The 18,043-nt window shown below is 41.3% G+C and carries 13 protein-coding genes; 7 read left to right on the top strand and 6 right to left on the bottom strand.

The genetic code is table 11. The annotated features are described in order from the left end of the window. Positions 1–202: 202 nt before the first annotated feature. The 3 genes from CHJ_RS15995 to CHJ_RS15985 all read left to right on the top strand — a co-directional run bounded on the left by CHJ_RS15995 (position 203) and on the right by CHJ_RS15985 (position 3,288). The gene (locus CHJ_RS15995) at positions 203–979 is read left to right on the top strand and encodes an SDR family NAD(P)-dependent oxidoreductase (protein ID WP_171751517.1); all 777 of its coding nucleotides are present in this window, start codon (positions 203–205) and stop codon (positions 977–979) included. 127 nt (positions 980–1,106) lie between these two features. Then, positions 1,107–1,823: a FadR/GntR family transcriptional regulator gene (locus tag CHJ_RS15990; RefSeq protein WP_317918270.1), complete on the top strand. Its 717-nt coding sequence runs from the start codon at positions 1,107–1,109 to the stop codon at positions 1,821–1,823. A 175-nt stretch (positions 1,824–1,998) separates the two neighbouring features. Continuing rightward, the gene (locus CHJ_RS15985) at positions 1,999–3,288 is read left to right on the top strand and encodes an MATE family efflux transporter (RefSeq protein WP_171751622.1); all 1,290 of its coding nucleotides are present in this window, start codon (positions 1,999–2,001) and stop codon (positions 3,286–3,288) included. Positions 3,289–3,323: 35 nt separating this feature from the next. Here the strand turns inward: CHJ_RS15985 and CHJ_RS15980 are convergent, their stop codons facing one another. After that, positions 3,324–4,082, bottom strand: a complete 759-nt coding sequence (locus CHJ_RS15980; RefSeq protein WP_317918269.1) for an ElyC/SanA/YdcF family protein — start codon at positions 4,080–4,082, stop codon at positions 3,324–3,326. Between the two features lie 223 nt (positions 4,083–4,305). Here CHJ_RS15980 and CHJ_RS15975 point away from each other — a divergent pair, with 223 nt between their 5' ends. From CHJ_RS15975 to yghU, 3 genes are all read left to right on the top strand, one after another. Next, on the top strand, positions 4,306–4,899 hold the full coding sequence (locus tag CHJ_RS15975) for a TetR/AcrR family transcriptional regulator (protein WP_317918268.1): 594 nt from the start codon (positions 4,306–4,308) through the stop codon (positions 4,897–4,899). A gap of 272 nt (positions 4,900–5,171) precedes the next feature. Then, on the top strand, positions 5,172–5,861 hold the full coding sequence (locus CHJ_RS15970) for a glutathione S-transferase family protein (RefSeq protein WP_317918267.1): 690 nt from the start codon (positions 5,172–5,174) through the stop codon (positions 5,859–5,861). Positions 5,862–6,055: 194 nt separating this feature from the next. Then, on the top strand, positions 6,056–6,916 hold the full coding sequence (gene yghU / locus CHJ_RS15965; protein ID WP_171751522.1) for a glutathione-dependent disulfide-bond oxidoreductase: 861 nt from the start codon (positions 6,056–6,058) through the stop codon (positions 6,914–6,916). 25 nt (positions 6,917–6,941) lie between these two features. On the opposite strand, the gene CHJ_RS15960 is transcribed toward yghU, so the two are convergent. Next, positions 6,942–7,616: a haloacid dehalogenase type II gene (locus CHJ_RS15960; RefSeq protein WP_317918266.1), complete on the bottom strand. Its 675-nt coding sequence runs from the start codon at positions 7,614–7,616 to the stop codon at positions 6,942–6,944. 160 nt (positions 7,617–7,776) lie between these two features. Between CHJ_RS15960 and CHJ_RS15955 the strand changes: the two genes are divergently transcribed. Continuing rightward, a complete protein-coding gene (locus CHJ_RS15955; protein ID WP_317918265.1) occupies positions 7,777–8,421 on the top strand; it encodes a DsbA family oxidoreductase in 645 nt (214 codons plus the stop codon). Positions 8,422–8,656: 235 nt separating this feature from the next. On the opposite strand, the gene CHJ_RS15950 is transcribed toward CHJ_RS15955, so the two are convergent. The 4 genes from CHJ_RS15950 to CHJ_RS15935 all read right to left on the bottom strand — a co-directional run bounded on the left by CHJ_RS15950 (position 8,657) and on the right by CHJ_RS15935 (position 17,306). Then, entirely contained in the window at positions 8,657–11,800 is a 3,144-nt protein-coding gene (locus CHJ_RS15950; protein WP_317918264.1) for an efflux RND transporter permease subunit, read from the bottom strand. Then, a complete protein-coding gene (locus CHJ_RS15945) occupies positions 11,793–12,941 on the bottom strand; it encodes an efflux RND transporter periplasmic adaptor subunit (protein WP_317918263.1) in 1,149 nt (382 codons plus the stop codon). Before CHJ_RS15945 ends, CHJ_RS15950 begins: the two co-directional genes overlap by 8 nt. 3 nt (positions 12,942–12,944) lie before the next feature. Next, entirely contained in the window at positions 12,945–14,318 is a 1,374-nt protein-coding gene (locus CHJ_RS15940; RefSeq protein ID WP_317918262.1) for a TolC family protein, read from the bottom strand. 729 nt (positions 14,319–15,047) lie between these two features. Continuing rightward, on the bottom strand, positions 15,048–17,306 hold the full coding sequence (locus tag CHJ_RS15935; protein ID WP_317918261.1) for a restriction endonuclease: 2,259 nt from the start codon (positions 17,304–17,306) through the stop codon (positions 15,048–15,050). Positions 17,307–18,043 lie beyond the last annotated feature (737 nt).

Genomic DNA, 18,043 nt, shown 5'->3' with positions numbered 1-18,043 from the left:
TTCTCGTTCGTCACGGGTTTTTGCTCTTTAATGGCCTTTTTTGTAATACAATTAAGCTCAAAATGACACTTGATAAGGTGATTTGTGTCACATTATTGTGCCTAATTTAACAGATTAAGTTGAGAATAGGCTTTTTTCGCTTGTGTATAAAAAGTGGTATTGTATTATTATTTAAAGTGTAAAAAACGATAGGTAGATTCTAATGTTTAACGATTTAAAAAATAAACGAGTTCTTATTACAGGTTCTACAGCTGGTATGGGGCTGGCCACAGCTCGAGTATTTGCAAAATATGGTGCCAAGATTGGTATAAACAGCCATATTGCAGGTGCTGAAGTAGAGAGCGCTCTTGCTGAGTTAAAAGAGCTAGGTGGTGATGTCGCTTTCTTCCAAGCTAACCTTATGGAAACATCAGAGTGTAATAAGCTGGTAACGGAATTTACCGATCATTTTGGTGGCTTAGACATCCTCATTAATAACGCAGGCGGTCTTGGCGGACGTGAAAATTTAGAAAACATCGATGATGAATTTTACGAGCGTGTTATGAATCTCAATGCGCGTTCTGCATTAATGACGACAAAGTTCGCCATTCCTTTCTTACGTGCATCAGCGGCTGAATCGGGTGAAACATCTTGTGTGATCAGTACGGGCTCTATCGCGGCACGTGAAGGCGGCGGTGTAGGCGCTGGTATTTATGCGGCATCTAAAGCTTGGTTACATGATATTCACCGTAACTGGGTAAAAGAGTTCACCAAAGATAATATCCGCTTCAATATTGTATCGCCTGGCACTATCGATACTGCCTTCCATGATGGTAAGTCAGACGAACTAAGAGCAACAATCTCTGGCACCATTCCAATGGGCCGTTTTGGTCGCATTGACGAAGTCGCTCCTTCGTTTGCTTTCTTTGCGTCTCATGCCTGCGCAGGTTATGTCACTGGGCAAATATTGGATGTGAACGGCGGACAGATGGCACCGTAGTATTGCGTGTACAGCCAACTATGCTAGATCAACCGCTCCAATTAAAAGCCAGATTTATGTATCTGGCTTTTAATTTATGAGCCTCAAGCATACTTGACATCATACTTACCTATACGAGAGGCACACCATGGCAACATTTTTATCTGTAGCAGGTTCTAGCCGAAAGATTCATGTTCAAGTAGCAAGACAAATTGCTCGCAAAATATTATCAGCCGAGATACTGCCAAATGAGAAATTACCCAGCGAAATAGAGCTGTGTGAATTATTTGGAGTTAGCCGCACCGCATTAAGAGAATCCACCAAACTTTTGTCTGCCAAAGGGTTAATTGAATCTAAACCAAAAGTTGGCACAACGGTTCGTCCTCGAAAATGCTGGCAATTTCTCGACCCACAACTCTTAGAATGGATCCAAGACCTCGACAATACCCAACCTTTTCTGGCTCAGTTTTTGGGTTTGCGAAGAGCAATAGAACCCGAAGCGTGTGCATTGGCTGCGGTCAATGCTACTGCAGAGCATCGCAAACTTTTATCTATTTATTTTCAAGAGATGAGTATGGCGGCAGAGCGAATGGATTACCAAGAGTGGACACAGTACGACCACTTGTTTCATCAGGCTATTTTCCTTGCGACAGGGAATCAGTTCTATGTTCCATTTAGCAATATTCTCTCTACTATTTTTAAGCAATTTATTGACCATGCGGCAGAAGGTGGGCGTTTCTGTTTAGCCGAACATCAAGCTATATACAACGCCATTATGCTTGGCAACAAAGCCGATGCGAAGAAGGCATCACAATTATTATTGGGGCAGCATAATCAGAAGATAGCGTTAGCGACCGACTATTAAATGCAATGGTCTTTAATATCAATCACTGCTTATCAATATTCACCAATGCTCAAGACATCTTGGTATCTGCATTAAATTAGGACGTGGCGTGTTTTCTCAATCTCATAACTGCAAGAGTCTGTATATCCGCAAAAATCTATCTTTGGCTTGGCCGCTAGCATTGAATGCACTGCTTATGCAGTCGATGCTAATGATAGACACCCTATTAATCTCTCCGTTAGGGGAAGTGTCACTTGCGGCGATGGGGATAGCAACAACCATTGTCGCCTTTGTCCTCGGCATTCAGATGGCTTTAGCCAATGGTACACAGTTGGTTTTAAGCCGCTCAGTTGGTTCAGGCAGTTCGCTTGCTTTGAATCGAAGCTTTTGCTCAGGGCTTTTTATCAATGTCATTATCGCGATATTTTTTTGCTTGATGATCAGTGCGTTTAATCAGGAATTAATCTCTGCGTTAACAGACGATGTTGAGCTTCATCAGGAAATTAATGCCTATCTTTCTATCAGTAAGTACCTTGTTTTATTTAACGCAGTTACACAGGTTGTAATTGCTTTTTTTAATGCGCGCGGTCGAACTCGAGTGCCGTTTAAGGGGTACTTAATTGAGCTACCCATTAACATCGTATGTTCCTATTTGCTGATTTATGGCGTGAATGATTTCTCCGGATTAGGGCTGCAAGGCGCGGCGATAGGAAGTGTGGTTGCGATAGTCGTTAGGATGGCGTATCTGCTTTCGTGTATAAAATTTGATGATAGCGCTAAGGTGTCCTTGCCAGCGCCTAGCCCTGCTGTTATCGAAAACATGCTTTATCATTTTAAGGAAATTTTCCCCGTTGCGGCTAATGTCACCATGCTGCAAATTGGCGCAACAATTTATCAGCTTTTATATTCGCAACTTACCATTCACTCCTATGTGGCGATTACGTTGATCATGCCATGGATACGAGCAGGCACGCAGTTTATTACTGCTTGGGCTCATTCGTCAGCAATTACTATTAGCCAAGCGATTGGCTCGAAGAAACTGCAAGATTTAAATAAGAATGTTGATGTCAGTATCGATATCGCGGTGGTTATTTCGTGTCTTTCTGCGGTTTTCTTTCTTGTGTTAAGTTTGTTTTTATCTTCAATATATCCGGAGTTAGATGATGCCACTTATCAGGCATTAACGGTTATTGCTCCTCTCTATATTCTCTTACCCGTGGTTCGTGGCTACAACACCGTTCATGGTCATATCTTGCGGGCTCTTGGTAAAACCACGGATGTATTTAAAATCAATTTTACTGGCCAGTGGCTCATTGCAATTCCGTTGTGCGCACTAGTGATCTTGGTTTTTGATGGTTCAATTTTCTGGGCATTTGCCATACAACCATTAGAGGAGATAGTTAAAGCATGGCCATTTCGTCGTTTGGCTCGAAAATCCCTCGCAGAGTTTGATGGCAACAAAGCGAATCATCTAATGTACGATTAAGTTATCGAGCCATAATTGGTATCACATGAGAATCACTACATAGACTTAAGCCATTGAACAAACTGCCCTAAAGTTTCATACCAAGCAGTCGTTGTTTGGGCGAGCAACCCGCCATGGGGAAGGTAATATTTCCACGTTTTTTCTTTATCTGAGTTCTTAACCCAATAGCCAGTAGGCGCGGGTATCGGATCTAACCCTTGCGACTTAAAGTAGTTCATGGCGCGAGGCATATGTGAAGCATTGGTGATTAGGATAACATCGGCGTCTTTAACCATTGGATAAATACGTTTTGCTTCTTCTTCGGTGTCTCTAGAAGAGCCATCCGCAAGAATATCTTGTTGGGGGACGCCAAGTAACATTAATGCTTGTTTTACTTTTTCCGCATTCGTCACCGAGTCGTATCCGGCATAGCCTGAGGTGATGATTTTTGCGTTTGGATGCAAATTGTAAATTCGTAGCGCTTCTACTGAACGCTCTAATGAACAGACGCCCAATTGGCTGGTTACCGGCAGTGATGGCGAGCTTATGTGCCTACAGCCCAACACCACGATGTAATCAATATTAGGGGCCTTATTTAAATAGGCAGGGTACTCATTTTCCAGTTGGGTCATAACTCGATTTGAGACTGGTGGTAATGTTGCTAAAAGCAATAGTGTGGTTGCCATGACTAAGCTAAAGAGGCTCAGTTTAGGTTTAAACCGATGAAGTAAAATAGCGGTCAAAAGAAGCAGAGATATTATGGTTACAGGCATGACTAAAACAGTAATGACCTTTTTAAGAAGAAATAGATCCATGGGTAATAACTACACTATAAGTAAAAATAGGCTTGATGATTTACATCAATAAGCTAGGTGAATGTTTATTCTACTACAATCTGGTAAAACTTACTTTTTGAATGATGGCTTTGAGTCTTGTCTTTCGCTAAGGCTTAGTGTTGGACGTGAAATTGTTTTTGAACGAAAGTTCAATTACACTTTGATGAGATGCGTAATTGAATCATTGGAAACAGAGTTATTCATGGTAAATAAGATAAAGTTCAACCGAGATGATGTGATAGCGAAAGCCACAAACCTATATTGGGAAAAGGGCTTTAATGGTACTTCTATGCGAAACCTACAAGATACGATAGATCTTCGCCCTGGTAGCATCTACTCTGCTTTTGGTAGCAAAGAAGAGTTGTTTAAACAGTCGCTGTCCCACTATGCAGAGCTCGGCCAACGTCAGTTATCACTCTGTCTACAAGACACAGATTCTATTATTGAAGGCTTGATGTTGTTTACTCAAAGGCTGGTTGTTAACTCTCAGAAAGAGAGCCCTAATGGCATGTGTATGCTGCAAAAAACCGTTGCTGAACTAACCGATGATCAAGCTGAACTTTTAGCGTTTGCACAGCAGTTAATGCAAAAGATGGAGCGAAAGTTTGCCGCTCTACTAAAACAGGCGATTGATAATGGGGAACTCGCCAGTGATAAAGATCCTGCCAGACTAGCACGTCATCTACAAATTCAGATTTTAGGACTTAGAAATTACGCCAGAGTGAATCGAGGAAACATAAATCAAGATGAACTGTCGGATTTAGTAAAAGGCATTTTTGTCCAGTCTCCTTTTTAAACCATGTTTTTCTACCAATCTCTAATCGACTAAAATCAGCCATGAGGTATCAACTCTGGCTGTCGATTATCGTTTCAACCCTATCGCTTAATTCACAATCGAATAACTAATAATATAATAATTGAACGATTGATCAAAATTGATATTGAGCGATCGTTCAAATTGTTCTATAGTGATTTAAAGCCAACACTGAGTCACCGTTTTTACCACTATTAAAGTGCCTCGAATCAACGAGTTCACGGTGTCATTTAAATCATTAAAGGGAGTTATTCATGCTTAAGTTCTTTTTTCATCAAACCCCAAACCCAATGAAGGTAGCGCTGTTTCTAGCGGAAACAGATTTACCGTTTGAGCTTGTTGCTGTGGATACTCTAAAGGGTGAGCAACATTCAGCGGAATACCGTGCTATCAATCCAAATGGAAAACTACCTGCTATCCTAGATAATGGTGTTCGAGTGTTTGATTCCAATGCGATCTTGCTCTATCTATCTGAGAAGACAGGTCAGCTGACGGGAAAAGCGGAAGAGCGTGCTGAGCTGTTGTCGTGGATGATGTTTATAGCGTCAGGGCTTGGGCCTTTTTCGGGACAGTCAGTGCACTTTCATCATGCTGCTCCGGAGTCGATTTCCTATGCAAAAAATCGTTATTTGCGTGAGGCACAACGTCACTACGAAGTATTAGACTTACATCTAGAAGGGCGTGATTATATTGTTGGTGAACAACTGACTATTGCTGACATTGCAGCGTGGGGATGGATAGATAAAGTGAAGCCCGTGTTAGGTGATGATGATTTACAATCATATCCAAACTTGCAACGTTGGTTTGACCGAATTAACAGCCGTCCTGCAGTGGCAGTGGCACGAAATATTGCCAACGGCGTTGACTTTAAATCTTCGGTCGATGATGAGAGTAAGCGTGCACTATTTCCATCGAACTTCCCGAAACAGAAGCGTGGACAGTAGGCTAGGGTGGTCAGCCAGCAGTTTTCATTTTTGCATGTAGCGTAAAGAGAACAATTAGCCGATATTTTATCTGTTGGTTTGCTACTTTTATTTAAAGAGCAATCGCCATTATACGGATTACATCAGTGATGTGTTGTGAAGTAATCAGCTCAGTCTGTAGACTCATCACATCAATTTGAACAAAGGAATAAATTATGAGTGATAAGCAGTATCAACCGCCAAAAGTTTGGCAAAACGAACCGAGTAGTGGTAACCAATGGGCGAACATAAACCGACCTGAATCAGGTGCAAGGTTTGAGCGTGAATTGCCAGTGGGTGAGCACTCACTACAGCTATATTCCCTTGGAACGCCTAACGGTCAAAAAGTAACGATTTTGCTGGAAGAGCTATTAGCTCTCGGGATTAAAGAAGCAGAATATGATGCATTTTTAATTAATATTGGAGAGTCAGATCAGTTCTCTTCCGGTTTTGTCGGTGTGAACCCTAACTCTAAAATCCCTGCTTTAGTTGATAAAACCGGTGATGATGCGGTAAACGTGTTTGAATCTGCTTCTATTCTTGTTCACTTGGCGGAGAAGTTTGATCAGTTTTTACCAAAAAGCGGCCCGGCAAGAACTCAAACGTTCAACTGGCTATTTTGGGCACAGGGTTCTGCTCCATTTTTAGGGGGAGGGTTTGGTCACTTTTACGCCTATGCTGATGAAAAACTGGAATACCCAATTAATCGTTTTGCGATGGAAGCTAAACGCCAATTGGATGTTCTGGACAAACAACTGGCGCAAAATACCTATGTATCTGGAGAAGAATATACCATTGCCGACATGGCTATTTGGCCTTGGTATGGCAACTTAGTATTAGGCAAACTATACAATGCAGCGGAGTTTTTGCAGGTAGAGTCTTATACCAATGTTGTGCGTTGGGCCAAACAGCTCGAAGCGCGTGAAGCGGTGCAGCGAGGTCGTATTGTGAATCGTTCATTTGGCGAACCGTCAGAGCAAGTACCTGAACGTCATTCTGCGCAAGATATAGATAAGGTTCTAAACTTGCGCTCTTAACGGCACTGCTATTACTTCTATTTGGTTACTTAACTCTATCATCAATGATTTGTTGTGCGATGCTGGTCATGGTGTCGCCAATAATGGTTGGCTTTTTGTAGATCGCATTGTAAGGGGTGTTAAATCGATTGATAAACGCGGCATTAAGCCCTGCACAGAGCGCACCGTGTGTGTCCCAGTCATGAGTGGCAACCAAGCATGCATCTTTAGCCGATACACCGATTGCTTGAAGTGCGTATTGGTAAGCATCCTTTGATGGTTTAAAGGTTCCAGCGCTTTCAACCGATATGACGTCATCAAATTGCTGAATGATGTTAGCGTTAGTTAGCTGCGCATCGAGCAGCGTGAGGGATGAGTTTGAAAAAGCGACCAACTTGAATCCGGCGTGTCGTAGCATGGTTAATGACGGTGATATATCGTCGTGAGGCGGTAAATTGGCGAATGTGCTGACAATATCGTCAAGTTCGTTGTCAGATAGCGCGGTCTTAAGACGCGCCGCCAAAGTGACTAAAGCAGTGTGAGCAAGCCGTTTAAAATTGGTTTTTACCCCAGTAATGAGGGAGACCGTTGACGAGTGAAGTAGCATTGCGAACCAAGTGTCCATATGGCTCTCATTATTTAAGTAAAGCTTGAACTTGGGGCGCAGTGGGCTGAGATCCAACACGGTTTCATTAATATCAAAAAGAATCACTTTCTGCATGTCTACAACTCCTTGTCACTTATTGGCAATATCGATGAGAACGATGGTTCAATAGTAGTGGTTATTTTTATATACAAAAAGTAATTCAAGCAGCTCCAGGCTTAACCAATGTGATTGGCTGGTGGTTTTTTACTAATGTCTAAAGCGAAGAGGGCTTCGGATGAGCAAAACAATTAAACTCGATATCATTTCAGACGTTGTCTGTCCTTGGTGCGTAATCGGCTATAAGCATCTTGAAGCGGCGATTGAAGAGTTGGCGATACAAGACAAGGTTGAGATCGAGTGGCAACCGTTTGAATTAAACCCTGATATGCCTGCAGAAGGAGAAGGGTTGCGGGAACATATTGCCCGCAAATATGGCTCATCTCGTGAAGAGAGTGATCAAGCAAGAGCGAACATTACTCAGCACGGCTCCCAGTACGGTTTTCAGTTTGATTTCTTTGAAGAGATGAACATGGTTAATACGCTGGATGCTCATGTGTTACTGGACTTTGCTCATCAGGTAGGTAAACAGACAGAGCTGAAATTACGTCTGTTTTCAGCTTATTTTACCGAGCACAAAGATGTTTCTGATCGCGAAGTACTGATTAAAGAAGCGGAGTCGGTAGGGATCGCTGCTGAACATGCGTTGGCCGCACTGGCGGATGAGCAAATTAGAGAGCGAGTAAAAGGGTTGGAGGCGCAGTGGCAACAAATGGGTGTGTCTGGTGTACCTACTGTCGTGTTTAACCGCACTAGTGCATTAACAGGTGCTCAACCGCAAGAGACATTTAAGCAAGTACTTACCGAACTGTTAGAAGAGTAACTCATTTCACATAAAATCTAGGGAAGAGGCATTTACCAACAGAGTTTCGAACGCTACTTTTGACCGTTGACATTATCCATGTAAGTGATTTAAAAACACCCCGTGAAAAATTGAAATTCACGGGGTGTTTTTGTTATTGATTCTTGCAGTAGAATGACTATGCCTTCAAATCAGTTCCTTGATCAGCAGCCAATAAATTCTCGCTGAACAAGCACCTTGAGGTCACTTGAGTATATTAATGGCCTAATTCCGCTACGTCATCTCGGTTTTCTTTACGACTAAACAATGTATTTAAATCTTCATTCACCATAACGAGAGCCGGGATCAGTAGCAAAGTAATGATCGTGGCAAACAGTATGCCATAGCCCATTGAGGTTGCCGCAGGGATTAAAAATTGTGCCTGCGGTGACGTTTCAACCAATAATGGCATTAGACCAAAATAGGTGGTGGTGGACGTGAGTAGGATTGCCCTAAGACGCCCAGTTCCCGAATCGACTAAAGCGTCCACAACGGTGAGCCCTGCTTCTCGGCCACTATTGTATCGAGAGATAAGGAGCAGACTGTCATTGACCACTACCCCAGCGAGAGCAAGAATGCCAAATAACGACAGTAAACTAATAGGAATACCGTGCAGCATATGGCCGAGTAGAGCGCCAATAATGCCGAATGGAATGGCAAACATGATGATAATGGGCTGAAGATACGATTTAAGTGGTATCGCAAGCAGGGCATAAATGGCAATTAAAGCAATCATAAAGACACTTTCTAGCGACTGCGTTATCTCTCTTTTCTCTTTGTCTTGGCCTGAAATTGAGACAGTTAGGTCAGGATAGCTCTGCTGAAGTTGACGTAAAATGCCGCCGTTGAGGCTTTCCATTACATCATCCAGTGAGGTCGTCGCTTTATCCACATCTGCGGTGATTTGGTTTACACGCTTACCATCAATTCGTTCAATACTTTTGGAGACATATCGGGTGGAAATCGTGACAACCGATGTTAGAGGTACAATTTTTCCCGTGGCGAGGTGGATATCCGCGTATTGAAGATCATCGAGCGTCTCTCGGCGATTATCTGGATATTGAATCTTCACTTTTACTTCATTTTGTCCTTTTTGCAGCCGCTGAATAACGTGTCCTTGGTAGGCGAATTTAAGTTGCTGAAGCAGTTCCGTATTTGTCAGCCCCATCGCCTGACCTTCGGAATTCACATTTATGTCAACCTGAGTTTGAGCGGCAGCCAATCCGTTTTTAACGCCAAAGACACCATTAATTTTTTCCAGCTCATTCGTCAGAATGTTTCCTGCAAGCTCCAATGTTTGACTGTTATTACTATTGAGTTCAATGCTTATGTCTTTTTCCGCAATCATATCAGCATTAAAACTACTGCTGTCCACCCCTTCTAGTGCAGGCACCATAGATTGCCAGCGCTTAGCAATTTCAGTGGCAGCAAAGGGTCTTTGGTTGTTAGCGGACAGTCCCGCGGTTAACGTTATGCTGTTATCTGAGGTTTCGGTTAACAAGCTTTGAATGGGGTCGATATCCAAAGCAAACTCTTTGATAAGGTCGCCATTAAGTTGCTCTGCTATACGTTCAATTTTAAGCGCTTCTCTTTGTACTAAACCGTAGCCAGCATCGTCTTTGAATAAAACGGTTACCTCAATAAAGTCCATTGATATCTCTGGGAAGAAAACCATTTTGATTTTTCCAGATAGTACCGAGCCAAAAACCAACACAAATAGCGAAACAAAAAGCGCCAGTGCCGCGTAACGATAGCGCAAGGTGATGATAAGAAACGGTTTGTAGTAGTGATGAGTCACATAGCTTAATCCAGCCAGCACCTTTTGTTGAAATCGGTTCCAGTAACCGCCCAAACTTCTCTTGTTAGAGTTTGAATGCATACGCAGGTGAGCGAGATGAGACGGTAGAATGAGTTTCGACTCGACGAGAGAGAAGAATAAACAAAACGTTGCCGCATAGGCGAATTGTGCGAATATTTTGCCAAGTTCTCCCTCTACCAGACTCATGGATAGAAACGCCACCATTGTCGTCAGGACGCCAAAGGTGGTTGGTGTGGCGACCTTTTTGGCTCCTGAAATGGTGGACTCTATACTCGGCCCTTTCTTTTCCCGCTCTTCATAGACACTTTCTCCGATAACAACCGCATCGTCGACCACAATCCCCAACGCCATGATAAAACCAAATGTGGTCATTTCGTTTAACGTCATTCCGAAGAGAGAGTCGCTCATAAGGATCATGGCACCGGAAAAAATAACCGGTAGGCCAAGTCCCACCCATAAGGCAACTCGAATATTTAGAAATGTCGCCAACAGCGCAATCACCAGAATCATCCCCATAAAGCTATTGTTTAATAATAGCGACAGGCGATTTTTAATGGGTTCACTGCGATCATTCCATAACTCAATATGAATATTGGATGGCAGCGTACTCTTGAATTCATCGACCACTTTTTTGGTCTCTTTGGCGACAACCGTTATGTTGGAAGAGCCATACATATTAACGTTAAGCCCGACAGAAGGATTGCCCTTATAACGTGTTAAGGCATTTTTGCTGGAGAAGTCATCTTTAACCTCCGCAATATCCGATAAGCGGAGGTTCTTTCCACTCGGAAGTTGTTTTATTGGAATGGTCGCAAATTCTTTTGCACTGCGTTTCTGTTGTTCGGTTTTTAGTACTAATGTACCTCCTTTCCCCTTGAGTTCACCGCCCGTATCGGTAATGGAAGCCGCGCTCACTTTGCGTGCAACTTCTGACAGCGATAGGCCGAGGGCTTGAAGTTTGCTCTCGTCAACTTGGATGGTGATCTCCTCGTTTTTCCTGCCAATATAATCGATTTTTGGGATAGCACTATTGGCAAGGAGTCGAGAACGAAGGCGTTCAGCATATTGCTGAAGGACCTTGTTGCTTACGTCACCATATAAGCTTATGGATATCACGCCATTGGTTTCTACTGCCCGATTTATAACCGGTTTTTCTGCCCGTTGTGGCAGAGTACTGATAGCATCTACTTTGTTTTTAATATCTTGGTAAAGAGTATCCAAATTATAATTGCTGGTTTTTGTCACGGTCATCGAAACAGCCTGACCCGTTGAGCTACTTTGAATGCTCTTTATGCCGTCGATACCTTGTAGCGCCTCTTCCAGTTTTAGCGCGATACCTTCTTCGGCCGATTGAGCTGAACCACTGTCAAAACTGACCTCGATGGAAACACTATTGGGCGGAATGGCCGGAAAGCTTTCAGTGCGAAGCTTGGACATCGCAATCAATCCTGAGACCAGAATTAAGACCATCAACAGATTGGCAGCCACGGAGTTACGGGTAAACCACGCGATAATACCCTGATTAGGGTTTATGTTATCCATCGGTTTTTTCCTCAGTTGCAATCACTTTCATACCGTCAACATAATGAGATAACGGCTTCTTAACTAAACTGATTTGTGGGTCGAGTTGACCTCGGGCAATACCAACTTGATTGGCATTTTTGAACAGGGTATTGGCTTTATATTTAAACAGCTGATTCTCCTTTTCGAACCAGATATACCCATCTGCAGTAAGTGACGATGATGAGATAACATAACTGTCGGGAATGGCTTTTCCTTTCAGACGAACGTTAACAAAACTACCAAATAGAAGAGGTGTTTCTTGCGCTAGTGGTGAATCGATTACGACCGTCAGGGTTCTTGTTCGTGTACTCTGATCAATGACCAATGCAAGATCAGACACGCGACCCCTCCATTGGTATTGACTGTTGTTAGGGGAGGAGATAGTGACGTGCAATGAATCAAGTGAGTTAGGAAGTTGCTGCCACTCTCTTTCTGATAAGGCGATCTTGATCTCCGCGGTTTTCGACGCTTTCAGTTCACCAATAGCACTTGCTTGGGAAACATAGCTTCCATTGGTGACATTACGAGCCGTGACAACCGCATCAAATGGTGCATACACTTTGGTATTGGCGAGATTTGTCTCGGCATTTTTTACCGCTTTACTCGCGGCAAGGTATTGAGATTTGGCGATTTCAAGCTGGGGCTCTCTTAATGCCAGCTTGGTTGGCTTACCTGATATTTCCGATTTCTTCCAGTTATCCTTAGCTCGCTTATGTTTTCTCTGTTCGAGTAACAGAGCTAAGTGAGCATCGGCTAAGGTTTTGTTCGCATTAGCTAAGGTCGCCTGATAGTCCGAGTCTTCAATACGCAGTAACAGGGTTCCCTTTTTAACCCGCTTACCCACTTTGAACTGCTGAGATTTCCAAACCACCCGGCCTGAAACTTGTCCTTGAATGGATAAGGTCTCAGAAGAGACCACTTCACCATATCCTTCAATAATGCTGTTGTTAACACCCGATGTCAGGTGCTCAATCGTGACACCCGGCAGCGTGATTTCGTTTTTAACCGATACGGTTTCAGGCTGATTACTGATGGCGTAGTTTGTGTATATGACCGCGGTGGGTATAGATAGGATTGCCAGAAAGCTGGCGCTGAGTTTTTTCATCATTGGCTTCTTCATAATCTACACTCCCATTCCTAGAGCAAGTCCAAGGGTAATTCGGTTGGAGAAACGGGCTTGTTCGGTTTCTAATAACTGTATTTTTGTTTGAAAGGTGGACTGTTTAGCAACCAACAGTGTCAGTACTCCGCTAGCCCCATCCTGATAGAGGTACTGATAATTGCGCATACTGGCGAAGGAGTGTTGGTAAGCTTTGCTTAGGTGGTACTCTTGAGATTTCAGTGACACCTCTTTATCAAAGGCGTTTTCAACTTCTGTAAGCGCGTTGAGCAGTCGTTTCTGATAATTGAGATAAGCTAATTTGGCATCCAATTCTGAAATCTTGGCACTGTTTTTAAGTGTGTCTCGATTGAATATCGGTGCAGTGATTCCTCCAATTAAGTTCCATGCCGAGGAACTGTCTAACAGTTGATTCATGGTTTTTCCTGTTCGGCTGGCTGAGGCGGTAAGCGTGAACTTAGGAAGCAGTTCCTTATAAGCGACCGAGGTGTTTTTATCTGCTGCGATGATTCTTTGATAAGCGGCGATGAGATCTGGCCTTGAGCCAATAACGTCCCCTAAAACGGCGATCGGTGGCGTTGAGACAGAGATGGGTTCGAAGGTGATTTCAGAGTGCTCATCTTCAGACTGGCCTCTCAGAACATTCAGGTTTCGAATCGCGATTGCTTGACTCTGTTTTCTTGAGATTAATGTTGCTCTTACTTTCTCGGTAGAGGCTTTGGCCGCATCGAGATCAGCTTGCTCTTTTTCACCATCAAGCACCTGTTCAAGGATGATTTCTTCGGTGTGTACTAAACTGGTCACCCATTGCTCCTCAACGGCAATGATTTGTGCGCGGTAGTTGATATCGAGCCAAGCTTGAATAACCCTTGCGGTTAAAGAGTTTCGAGCGTAAAGATAATCAAGTTCACTTGCTTTGGAGGTTGCTGATGCCGCGTCTGAAGCGTCAGCCAGTCGGCCCCATACATCTAATTCCCAACTCATATTGACCGACAAGGTTTGCGAGTTGGTTATGCGGCCCTGCTTTGCTCTAGAGGCTTGATAGCTGGTGGTTAAAGAGGGCTCACTCTTTATCTCTGCTTGATGCTCCAACAGACGAGATTGTTTGAGCCGAGTGGCGGTAGACCGTAGGTCGTAGTTTGCGGCTAAAGCTTCATGAACCAACTTAGTCACGGACTCATGATTGACCAATTGTAATAGTTGGTCAGTAAAGTCACCATTGGCAAACGCCTTGGTTGATTGCCATTTTTTAGGGACAGTGACTTCATTTTTTTTGTTGGCATACTCTTGCTGAGAGCCCGAAGAACTGCACCCTGCGAGCAAGGCAACGAGCCCAGCCGCAAATACGATCTTTATACTGCTTTTGTTGTAAAACATAATTCACCCTAATCATTTGGGCAAATTTATAGCTCACGCTAGGTGAATCAGGGGTGAAAAGTGATGACAAGCTCCATGAGTCGTTTAGCCTTCCTCAACAAGAAAGCGAATAGCTTGCGTCAACTCTCCCCATTTTCCATTATCTCAAGTGTTGTAACTTGCAACTGGACAAAAGCGTGTCAGCGACCTCTCTGAATTAGCAGTTACTGAACTATTTTTTGTAAGGTAAATATTGCAGGTTGATACGCCTTCTTACAGTTCACACTTTGTTCATTTATATCAAACGTCGCTGAGAAACTTGTATCTTATAAATCTTTCATATATGAAGGATTTATAGATGAAATACAATGTAATGACCAAAATTTCATTTTTCGATTTTATGAGTGCCGTTTGATCGTCGAAGAGACCGCAGAGCTTCGCTTTAAAGTAGTGAAGACCGTCAAGGTTGGGATAACGGAATACCAGTTCCTCCAGAGTGTAAACGGTTGATGAGGATGGTTAAGGTCAGGGAGCAAGAATACACCGTGCTGAAAAGTGGGAGAGCTTAGAAATGATTGGTAAAAGGCTAAGAACACCAACAGGCAATTACTTAACACCTAACAAAATCCTAATTGGAATTGGTTTACTCGAAATAAGTGCACCGACAGATGTAAAAACACTTAGTTATCTACTAAGAACAGCTAGGTGTATTGCTAAAATGCCTTAAAACATATAGCACAAAATCAAGTCTTATGCTCTTTCAAAATAATCGTTTATATCTTTTATATGCGTAAGAAAATCACTATCTTCTATTCCATCGCGGCCATATACTATTTCATAATCACCTTCTGAACTTCGATTATGGTCTATGACTTCATTTTCATCACAACAAAAAGCCAAGTCATTAATTTCATCACTAGTTAAGAAAATTCCAATCCTTGGAAGAAAACTTTCTAAATAAGAATATACATCAGAAAAGTCAAATTCAGAATGATTATAGCAATCTCCACATACACCATTGTCGATAACCATTTCAGTTATATAGTTTGAAACTTGAGTTAATACATTTTCTTGGAAATTAGAAATGTGCTCTTCAGTAATATCTTCAATAGATGACAACATTTTATAAACTTCCAAGTAGCACTCTGTGAAAAGGTGTCCCGATTGAAATAAGGACTGCAAAGTACTCATAACCTCATTAGCATACCCAGAGAAATAACCGTATTTAGCCATTAATCTCATAACTTCGACATGCCTTTTTGATGAAAACTCTCTATTAAAACTGAACTCACTGGTGAATTTAACAAGTTGCCTATCAATAAACATCTTTGGTAATGAATCAAAATCATTAATTAATATAAAGTTATAGAAAACTTCAGATTCATACAGATCTAACGCATCTTTGCTTTGACAGATATCCTGAATTAACAGAAGCATAATTTGATTATAGTCTTCTTTTTTAATTAAGGATTGATAAACCATACTACTTATATTGCCTATTGATTCTTTGTTCTTTAAGTTTCTAAGTATTTTATAAATTAGCTTATAGTTTGAAGTATATTCGCTATAAATAAAATCAGCTATTGATGGATTAAATAAGTCATAACTAACATAAGATTCAGAATGTGCATTTCGATTTAAGAAAGAACCTATTAAATGTCTAATCGTTTCAGTAAATGATACATCACAGTTAGGATAGAGATCACTTCCAACTATTTGATTAAAAATTTGAATAAGTTCATTTTCGGTTACTTTTTTTCCGTTAAGAGCCACAGTCATCACAAGGTATCTACCAATATCGCTAAGCTGATTTCTAAACGCATAACTCCATACATCCTTAGGATTCTTAAGTGTATTGCTAATATATTCCCAATACGAACCATCAGGGATATGCTCAACCCTACTAAACTCTGTAGTAAAAGAGATCAATCGTGGATTGAAATTTTTATGATTAATAACTTGCAAATATCGGTCATCTTTGTATATCTGCTCTATTTTTTGCTCGTTTAGCTCTCCGTGCCATATATGGTTGTATAGTATTTTACCCTTGTCCATTGAAGAAATATTTTGTATTGATATTTCATATTCTTTTTGATCTAACCCTTCTCTCTCAAAAAGTTCACTTAACTGCTTACCTCTGTTTAAGATGTTGGTTCTGGTAGTCAAAATAAACTTTTTGTTATTAGCTCTTTCTACCCTTTTAATAAAATTCACTATATGAGAATCTTTATTATCGTCTATTTGCATAAGAAAGTTTCTACCTAGAAAGTCATCATAATAAAAAACCTGAGGTTCATTGGGGTTAAAAATATCTTCAGCTTCTTTTATACTATTTTCTATGTATACGAATTCATAGCCGATAGCGGCAAAGTATTTAGACAATTGCTCTGCCAGAGTGGACTTACCAATGCCGGGAGCCCCTTTTATAATAAGGCTATTATTATCAATTAGCTTTCTCTTTGACTCTCTAAACGAACTAGTTTCTATATATAAGTTTGACTTGTCCACAATTTCATTGAGTATAAAATTACTACGACCATAAACTGCATTGTTAAGTAGCGTGCTTAATACAGAACTGCTAGTCATCCATAAATTATGGTGTCTTCTTTCTAATATCGGATGCTTCGAAATGTGATCATTTAAATCTTCTTTTCCCCAAACATCATTAGGACATTTAATATACGGAAAAAAGATGTTTTGTATCTCATTTTTGTCCGTTCTTGACAGTTCTAAAGATGTAACAAGTATATATCTAGCAGGTTTAAGCTTATCGACTTTATCAAATTCTACTCTTTTAAGGTGATTCTTAAGTTGTTTTAAACCGGATTTCATCCAGTGTTTACACTGTATGACTGATTGCTCATCGGAGACAAAAAATCTACCATCAACACCCTGATCTATACCGGGTTTAAATCTTTCGACTCTTACATTCAATACAGTTGAAAGCAGATCCGCTGCAAGTACTTCGAACTCTTTATCATTTAGAGAAGAAAAATCATAGTTTGACATAGCTAAAATTCAGGTAGATTTTGACAGTTAAACAACATACAACATACAACATACAACATACTACATAAGATGAATGTTATATGAAACATATGGAAATAAAATGCGCGATTTATTACGAGTCTTAGTTTTTTCGTTTCCTTTATGCATCTCGGAGTTGAGGCAAGTCTTTCTTACTCTTCAGAAAAGTTCGCCTCTGAAGTAATACCTGAATCTATACCTAATGAAATCGCTGACCTCAAAGTGTTGCAAACACTATAGTATGGAGTAAAAAACAACTTGATAAAGAGTTACTCCTGTCGGTTCGAATTAACTATTCAGAATGAACATACGAGTTTAGTCCGAATCCTTAATGATAAAATTACTAATAACTGTGCAGACATAAAACCTCAAATACTTAAGCTCAAGTTTAAAAACATACTTAATCGCTTCCGAGAAATTCAGTTCGATCATTTTTTATCTGAATAAAATACTGTGGAACAGTTGAAGTTAGGTGGAATTTACCCCCGTAATACATTACGGGGATTCACTGTGAACAGCATTAAAATGGATGATTTTTTGTCAGGCTAATGCTCATTAATAGTATGTGAATGAGTATTTGATCTAAAAAGTTTTGGGGCACTTTCTTTTCAGACAGTGCCCACTGTGAAGGTTCTGGACAATTATTATTTGAAATCTGGAGTTTTGAATTATCTCACTGAAAGGGAAGTGGAATACTGTGACAATGGGGATAGATAAAT

The sequence above is a fragment of the Vibrio sp. MACH09 genome (genome assembly GCF_033238805.1).
Lineage (GTDB): Bacteria > Pseudomonadota > Gammaproteobacteria > Enterobacterales > Vibrionaceae > Vibrio.
The sequence above is the reverse complement of the archived record's forward strand: the minus strand, read 5'-3'. Positions and strand labels throughout refer to the sequence as shown.